Annotated in this window: 1 protein-coding gene; it reads right to left on the bottom strand. The window is 55.6% G+C overall.

The annotated features are described in order from the left end of the window. Positions 1 to 462: glycogen/starch/alpha-glucan phosphorylase (locus tag ACTHUR_RS20275; RefSeq protein WP_440400596.1), on the bottom strand; the 462-nt coding region annotated here is incomplete at both ends.

Genomic DNA, 462 nt, shown 5'->3' with positions numbered 1-462 from the left:
GGGTGGGTGTCGTTCAGGTGGATGGCGACTTTGTCGGCAAGGTTTTTGATGCTGGGGAAACGGCATTTGTGGCGCGCCACGATGTCTTGTACGGATGCGGAAACTAAGAAATATTCCTGTTTCAGACGCAGTTCGCGGCCGCTGTCGGTAGAATCGTTCGGATAGAGGACGCGCGAGATGTTTTCGTCGCTATTTTGCGCGCGGACGGCGGATGCGTAATCGCCGCGGTTGAAGTCTGCCAAGTCGAAACGGTTGCCGGCGTGAGCCGTCCACAGGCGCAACGGGTTGGCGACGTCGCCGCCGTAGCCGGGGATGATTTCATCGTATGCCATCGCAGAAATCTCTTCGCTCGGATGCCATTCTTTTTTATCACCCATATTGATGACTTGTCCGCCGAAGCTGACGGCATATTGTTTGTTCGGACGGCCGATCTGCCATGCCAAATCTTGGTCGAGCCACAAA

It is taken from the genome of Neisseria sp. P0021.S007 (assembly GCF_051956855.1).
The sequence above is the reverse complement of the archived record's forward strand: the minus strand, read 5'-3'. Positions and strand labels throughout refer to the sequence as shown.